Below are 6,469 nucleotides of genomic sequence, written 5' to 3' on the forward strand. Positions count from 1 at the left end.
TCTCTGTAAGGAACGAAGCAATGAGCAAGCTGCGCGTGGCGGTCCTCGGTGCCAAGGGCCGGATCGGATCCGAGGCGGTACGAGCCGTCGAGGCCGCCGAGGACATGGAGCTGGTGGGTGCGCTGGGCCGCGGCGACAAGCTGGAGTCGCTGGTCGAGGCCGGCGCGGAGGTCGTCGTCGAGCTGACCACGCCGGGCTCGGTGATGGGCAACCTCGACTTCTGCGTCCGGCACGGCATCCACGCCGTGGTCGGTACGACCGGCTGGACCGACGAACGCCTCGCGCAGCTCAACACCTCGCTGGCCGCGTCCCCGGAGACGGGCGTGCTCATCGCGCCCAACTTCTCCATCGGCGCCGTCCTGACCATGAAGTTCGCCGAGGTCGCCGCGCCGTACTTCGAGTCCGTCGAGGTCGTCGAGCTGCACCACCCGAACAAGGTGGACGCTCCCAGCGGCACCGCCACGCGCACCGCTCAGCTCATCGCCGCCGCCCGTGAGCGTGCGGGCAGCGCCCCGCAGCCCGACGCCACGGTCACCGCCCTGGACGGCGCCCGCGGAGCGGACGTCGACGGCGTCCCGGTGCACGCGGTCCGCCTGCGCGGCCTGCTGGCCCACCAGGAGGTCCTGCTCGGCGGGGAGGGCGAGACGCTCACCATCCGCCACGACTCCCTGCACCACAGCAGCTTCATGCCGGGCATCCTGCTCGGTGTCCGCCGCGTGGTGACCACACCCGGCCTCACCTTCGGCCTGGAAAACTTCCTGGACCTCGGCTGAGCCGGGGGACGGACACAGATAGCTGGCAGACATGCGCGCGAAGATCACCTATGCCGTCACGGCCGCCGTCCTGGTCGTCTACTTCGTCCTGGTCGGCAGCCGGGGCGTGTTCCTCATCCAGAACGGCACCCTGATCACCGTCACCTTCGGTGTCGCGGTGCTGATCCTGCCGGTCATCGGTATCTGGTTCCTGTGGAAGAACACCCAGTTCGTCCGCAAGGCCAACCGACTGGCCGCCGAACTCGACGCCGAGGGCGGACTGCCCGTGGACGAGCTGAAGCGCACCGCGGGCGGCCGTATCGACCGCGACTCGGCCGACCAGGTGTTCGCCAAGCGCAAGGCCGAGACCGAGGACGCCCCGGACGACTGGCGCAGCTGGTTCCGTCTGGCGGTCGCCTACCACGACGCCCGCGACACCCCGCGCGCCCGCAGGGCGATGCAACGTGCCATCGCCCTGCGCGAGGGCAGAACGCTGGAGGCATAGCCTCGGGGCCCGACCGGCATCGCGTGTGAGGCGCGAGCGCTCCGGGGCCGCTGCGTCCCGGGATCGAGCGACGCGAAAGGGCCGGTCCGGCACCGCGGACCGGCCCTTTCGTCATGTCGTGAGGCGCGTGCGGCGTGCCGTCGCCGTGCCGCGCAGGTGTGTCTGTCAGCCGCGCCGGTACTCGTCCGCCCACACCTCGATGGTGTCAGCGGACCGCTCGAAGGCCTCCGAACGTGCCAGGAAGTCGGCGTTGTGCGTGGTCAGCAGCGGCGGAAGGTCCTCAGCGGCGCGGTCCTGGCGCACGAGGACCAGGGCCTGACCCTGGACGGTGCGCGGCAGACCGAGCCAGCGCACCGGCTGCTGCACGGTCCGCACGGCGACGACCTGCTGCCACGGCGCCGTGCGCGTGACGAAGAAGCCCACTCTGCGCAGCCCCCGCGCACTGACCCAGACGCCCATGCGCAGCAGCCGGAGCGCGGCCAGTATCGCGACCAGGGCGCCGACCAGACAGGCCACCGCCGCGGCGAGGGTCCCGGCCACGGCGATGATCACCGCGGCGACGAGCACGTACGAAGCGAGCAGCAGGACGAGCGCGGCCGCGCCCACCCGCCACGGTCCGGGCCGGTAGGGGCGCCGCCAGCGGTCGAGGTCGTCGAAGGGCAGCGCGAGGTCGTCCGCCGCCTCGTCAAAGGCACGGTCCGCCGTCAGGAAGGGCAGGGGCACGACTGATCCTCACTCGATCCACGCATGGGCTGTGCCCGGTGAGGCTATCGAGCCCCATGCCCGCTCACCACCCTTGGGGGTCCGGAAGAGTCAGCGGCCGTCCGACGCCTCGGAGTGCTGCGTCGTGGCAGGTGACTGGTCCTGCGAGAGAGCGGGCATCCCGAGGACCAGGGAGCCGGCGAGTCCGGCGACCACGGTGAGCCCTATCAGCCACCGGCCGGCTATCTGTCCGGCGGAGGCCCGCTCGCGGGGCGGGGGAGTGACGTTGCTGCGGAACGTGTCGGCTTCGGCGATGAAGGCGAACGGGACGGGCTCGCGCCGACGGAACATGGGGCGGCTTCCTCTGAGACTCGTGGGTGTGCGGGCGGCGGTGACTCGAACGCAGTCACCGTCACCCATACAGACGAGCGATTGTCTCAAGAGGTGCCCAGAATCACCGAATTCGCAGAAGTTCGCTGCCGAATGTCGCGGCACGGTACCGAACGCCCCGTTGTCAGTGGCGGCCCGTAGAGTGGGCGCCGCCCGAGCCTGTGATGGGAAGGACCTTCCGCACCGTGACCGACACCCCCGCCGACGACCTCAAGCCCAGCTTCCGCAGCGATGTCACCGTCGAGCTGATCAAGCACACCGCGTCCGACGCCGACGTGCTGTTCGCCGCCCGTGTCTCCACCGCGGGGGAGCAGTCCCTGGACGAGCTGCAGAAGGACCCGGAGCGTTCGAAGGGCCTGATCAACTACCTCATGCGGGACCGTCACGGCAGCCCCTTCGAGCACAACTCGATGACCTTCTTCATCAGTGCCCCGATCTTCGTCTTCCGCGAGTTCATGCGGCACCGCGTCGGCTGGTCGTACAACGAGGAATCGGGCCGGTACCGGGAGCTCCAGCCCGTCTTCTACGTCCCGGACGAGTCCCGCAAGCTGGTCCAGGAGGGCCGCCCCGGCAAGTACGTCTTCGTCGAGGGCACGCAGGCGCAGCAGGAGCTCACGGGCCGCGTGATGGAGGACTCGTACCGCCAGGCGTACGAGGCCTACCAGGAGATGCTCGCCGCCGGTGTGGCCCGGGAAGTGGCCCGCGCGGTCCTCCCGGTCGGCCTCTTCTCCTCGATGTACGCCACGTGCAACGCGCGCTCGCTGATGCACTTCCTCGGCCTGCGCACCCAGCACGAGCTGGCGAAGGTGCCGTCCTTCCCGCAGCGGGAGATCGAGATGGTGGGGGAGCGGATGGAGGCGGAGTGGGCCCGACTCATGCCGCTCACCTACGCGGCCTTCAATGCGAACGGTCGTGTGGCGCCGTAGCGCGCGCCCCGCGCACCGCGCGGTACAGATGTACGGATCAACCGAGCGAGGTGTCCGTATTGCGGCATTTCGAGAAGTTCATCTAGCCTGATCAAACGGACCCGGCACTGCTTGAACCCCCGAGCAGGCAGTGCCGGGCTCCGCATTTGTCGTGCTTTGTCGTGTCCCCCGAGGGCAGACCACGCGTTGAGCAGCGAGTAGCGTGTTACCCATGGCTCCGACCTCCACTCCGCAGACCCCCTTCGGGAGGGTCCTCACCGCCATGGTCACGCCCTTCACGGCGGACGGCGCACTCGACCTCGACGGCGCACAGCGGCTCGCCGCACACCTGGTGGACGCAGGCAACGACGGCCTGATCATCAACGGCACCACCGGCGAGTCCCCGACCACCAGCGACGCGGAGAAAGCGGACCTCGTACGAGCCGTGCTGGAGGCGGTCGGCGACCGCGCCCACATCGTCGCCGGCGTCGGCACGAACGACACCCACCACAGCATCGAGCTGGCACGTGCCGCCGAGAAGGTCGGCGCGCACGGCCTGCTGACCGTCACGCCGTACTACAACAAGCCCCCTCAGGAGGGCCTCTACCGGCACTTCTCGGCCATCGCCGACGCGACCGAGCTGCCGGTGATGCTCTACGACATCCCGGGCCGCAGCGGCGTGCCGATCAACACGGAGACGATCGTGCGCCTCGCCGCGCACCCGCGCATCGTCGCCAACAAGGACGCCAAGGGAGACCTCGGCCGAGCCAGCTGGGCCATCGCCCGCTCCGGCCTCGCCTGGTACTCCGGCGACGACATGCTGAACCTGCCCCTGCTCTCCGTGGGAGCGGTCGGCTTCGTCTCCGTCGTCGGCCACGTCGTCACCCCGGACCTGCGCGCCATGCTCGACGCCTACCTCTCGGGCGACGTCCAGAAGGCCACCGAGATCCACCAGAAGCTGCTCCCGGTCTTCACCGGGATGTTCCGCACCCAGGGCGTCATGACCACCAAGGCCGCGCTCACCCTCCAGGGCCTGCCCGCCGGGCCGCTGCGCGCCCCTATGGTCGAGCTGTCGCCCGAGGAGACCACCCAGCTCAAGATCGATCTTGCCGCCGGCGGGGTACAGCTCTAATCACAGACTTCACAACTGAATACGCATGATCCCGCAGGCCACCGGCCTGCACCCCACACAGACAACTGCTATTGCACGAACGTCACGCGCGCCACGTGCCCTACCAGGTACGTGGCGCGCGTGGTGAGGAGAGTCTTTTGAGTCATCCGCATCCTGAACTCGGCCCGCCGCCCAAGCTCCCCGAGGGCGGCCTCCGGGTCACCCCGCTCGGCGGCCTCGGCGAAATCGGCCGGAACATGACGGTCTTCGAATACGGCGGCCGCCTGCTGATCGTCGACTGCGGAGTGCTCTTCCCCGAGGAGGAGCAGCCCGGAATCGACCTGATCCTGCCGGACTTCACATCCATCAGGGACCGCCTCGACGACATCGAGGGCATCGTCCTCACGCACGGCCACGAGGACCACATCGGCGGTGTCCCCTTCCTCCTGCGCGAGAAGCCGGACATCCCGCTCATCGGCTCCAAGCTGACCCTCGCCCTCATCGAGGCGAAGCTCCAGGAGCACCGCATCCGTCCGTACACGCTCGAAGTGGCCGAGGGTCATCGTGAGCGCATCGGCCCCTTCGACTGCGAGTTCATCGCCGTCAACCACTCCATCCCGGACGCCCTCGCGGTCGCCATCCGCACCCCTGCGGGCATGGCCGTCCACACCGGCGACTTCAAGATGGACCAGCTCCCGCTGGACCGCCGTCTCACGGACCTGCACGCGTTCGCACGGCTGAGCGAGGAGGGCATCGACCTCCTGCTCTCGGACTCCACCAACGCCGAGGTCCCGGGATTCGTCCCGCCCGAGCGCGACATCTCCAACGTGCTGCGCCAGGTGTTCGCCGGCGCCCACAAGCGGATCATCGTCGCGAGCTTCGCCAGCCACGTCCACCGCATCCAGCAGATCCTCGACGCGGCCCACGAGTACGGCCGCCGGGTCGCCTTCGTCGGCCGCTCGATGGTCCGCAACATGGGCATCGCGCGCGACCTCGGATACCTGAAGGTCCCGCCGGGCCTGGTGGTCGACGTCAAGACACTGGACGACCTCCCGGACAACGAGGTCGTGCTCGTGTGCACGGGCTCCCAGGGCGAGCCGATGGCGGCCCTGTCGAGGATGGCGAACCGGGACCACCAGATCCGCATCGTCCAGGGAGACACGGTCATCCTGGCCTCGTCCCTGATCCCGGGCAACGAGAACGCGGTCTACCGCGTCATCAACGGCCTGTCCCGCTGGGGCGCGAACGTCGTCCACAAGGGCAACGCCAAGGTGCACGTCTCCGGCCACGCCTCCGCCGGCGAGCTGCTGTACTTCTACAACATCTGCAAGCCGCGGAACCTGATGCCGGTCCACGGCGAATGGCGGCACCTGCGCGCCAACGCCGAACTCGGCGCTCTCACCGGCGTCCCGCACGACCGCATCGTGATCGCCGAGGACGGCGTCGTGGTCGACCTCGTCGAGGGCAAGGCCAAGATCTCCGGCAAGGTCCAGGCGGGATACGTGTACGTCGACGGCCTCTCGGTCGGCGACGTCGGCGAGCCCGCGCTCAAGGACCGCAAGATCCTGGGCGACGAGGGCATCATCTCGGTCTTCGTGGTGATGGACTCCAGCACCGGAAAGATCACCGGCGGCCCGCACGTCCAGGCGCGGGGCTCCGGCATCGACGACTCCGCCTTCGGAGACGTCCTCCCGAAGATCACCGAGGTCCTGGAACGCTCCGCCCAGGACGGCGTGGTCGAGCCCCACCAGCTGCAGCAACTCATCCGCCGCACGCTGGGCAAGTGGGTCTCCGACACCTACCGCCGACGCCCGATGATCCTCCCGGTCGTCGTCGAGGTCTGACCTCGCACACGCGCCAACCACGAGCGGGGCGCCTCGATTTGCATCGGGGCGCCCCGCTCCAGTACGTTTACGGCTCCGCCTGAACGGGAACCCGGCACAACTGCGTGCCTGGAACCACCCGAGCGGGGCGGAAATTCCGACTCAGAATCTCTGATAAAGTCGGAGCCGCCGGAAAGGGAAACGCGAAAGCGGGAACCTGGAAAGCACCGAGGAAATCGGATCGGAAAGATCTGATAGAGTCGGAAACGCAAGACCGAAGG

7 protein-coding genes are annotated in these 6,469 nt (G+C 68.9%); 5 read left to right on the forward strand and 2 right to left on the reverse strand.

Features of this window, described 5'->3' with window-relative positions; genetic code table 11:
• Positions 1–20 precede the first annotated feature (20 nt).
• Entirely contained in the window at positions 21–773 is a 753-nt protein-coding gene (gene dapB, locus ACZ4IF_RS25680) for a 4-hydroxy-tetrahydrodipicolinate reductase (RefSeq protein ID WP_345658515.1), read from the forward strand.
• 31 nt (positions 774–804) lie between these two features.
• Positions 805–1,257 carry a hypothetical protein gene (locus ACZ4IF_RS25685; RefSeq protein ID WP_467566674.1) on the forward strand — a complete coding sequence of 151 codons (453 nt, stop codon included), beginning with the start codon at positions 805–807 and terminating at the stop codon, positions 1,255–1,257.
• 165 nt (positions 1,258–1,422) lie between these two features.
• Here ACZ4IF_RS25685 and ACZ4IF_RS25690 read toward each other — a convergent pair whose 3' ends face one another.
• Positions 1,423–1,980: a hypothetical protein gene (locus tag ACZ4IF_RS25690; protein ID WP_467566677.1), complete on the reverse strand. Its 558-nt coding sequence runs from the start codon at positions 1,978–1,980 to the stop codon at positions 1,423–1,425.
• A gap of 90 nt (positions 1,981–2,070) precedes the next feature.
• Positions 2,071–2,310 (reverse strand): hypothetical protein, encoded by a 240-nt coding sequence (locus ACZ4IF_RS25695; protein WP_359492166.1) that lies wholly within the window; start codon positions 2,308–2,310, stop codon positions 2,071–2,073.
• Between the two features lie 224 nt (positions 2,311–2,534).
• On the opposite strand from ACZ4IF_RS25695, the gene thyX reads away from it, so the two are divergent.
• The 3 genes from thyX to ACZ4IF_RS25710 all read left to right on the forward strand — a co-directional run bounded on the left by thyX (position 2,535) and on the right by ACZ4IF_RS25710 (position 6,209).
• Positions 2,535–3,275: an FAD-dependent thymidylate synthase gene (thyX, locus tag ACZ4IF_RS25700; RefSeq protein ID WP_426682448.1), complete on the forward strand. Its 741-nt coding sequence runs from the start codon at positions 2,535–2,537 to the stop codon at positions 3,273–3,275.
• A gap of 211 nt (positions 3,276–3,486) precedes the next feature.
• A complete protein-coding gene (gene dapA, locus ACZ4IF_RS25705; protein ID WP_467566680.1) occupies positions 3,487–4,386 on the forward strand; it encodes a 4-hydroxy-tetrahydrodipicolinate synthase in 900 nt (299 codons plus the stop codon).
• Positions 4,387–4,523: 137 nt separating this feature from the next.
• On the forward strand, positions 4,524–6,209 hold the full coding sequence (locus tag ACZ4IF_RS25710) for a ribonuclease J (protein WP_467566683.1): 1,686 nt from the start codon (positions 4,524–4,526) through the stop codon (positions 6,207–6,209).
• The last annotated feature ends 260 nt before the right edge of the window (positions 6,210–6,469 follow it).

The organism is Streptomyces sp. NPDC025784 (genome assembly GCF_055558435.1).

Bases quoted from the DNA above. Each gene is read 5' to 3' on its own strand.
- ACZ4IF_RS25695 (WP_359492166.1), bottom strand. From the start codon at position 2,310: ATGTTCCGTCGGCGCGAGCCCGTCCCGTTCGCCTTCATCGCCGAAGCC.
- dapB (WP_345658515.1), top strand. From the start codon at position 21: ATGAGCAAGCTGCGCGTGGCGGTCCTCGGTGCCAAGGGCCGGATCGGA.
- ACZ4IF_RS25685 (WP_467566674.1), top strand. From the start codon at position 805: ATGCGCGCGAAGATCACCTATGCCGTCACGGCCGCCGTCCTGGTCGTC.
- dapA (WP_467566680.1), top strand. From the start codon at position 3,487: ATGGCTCCGACCTCCACTCCGCAGACCCCCTTCGGGAGGGTCCTCACC.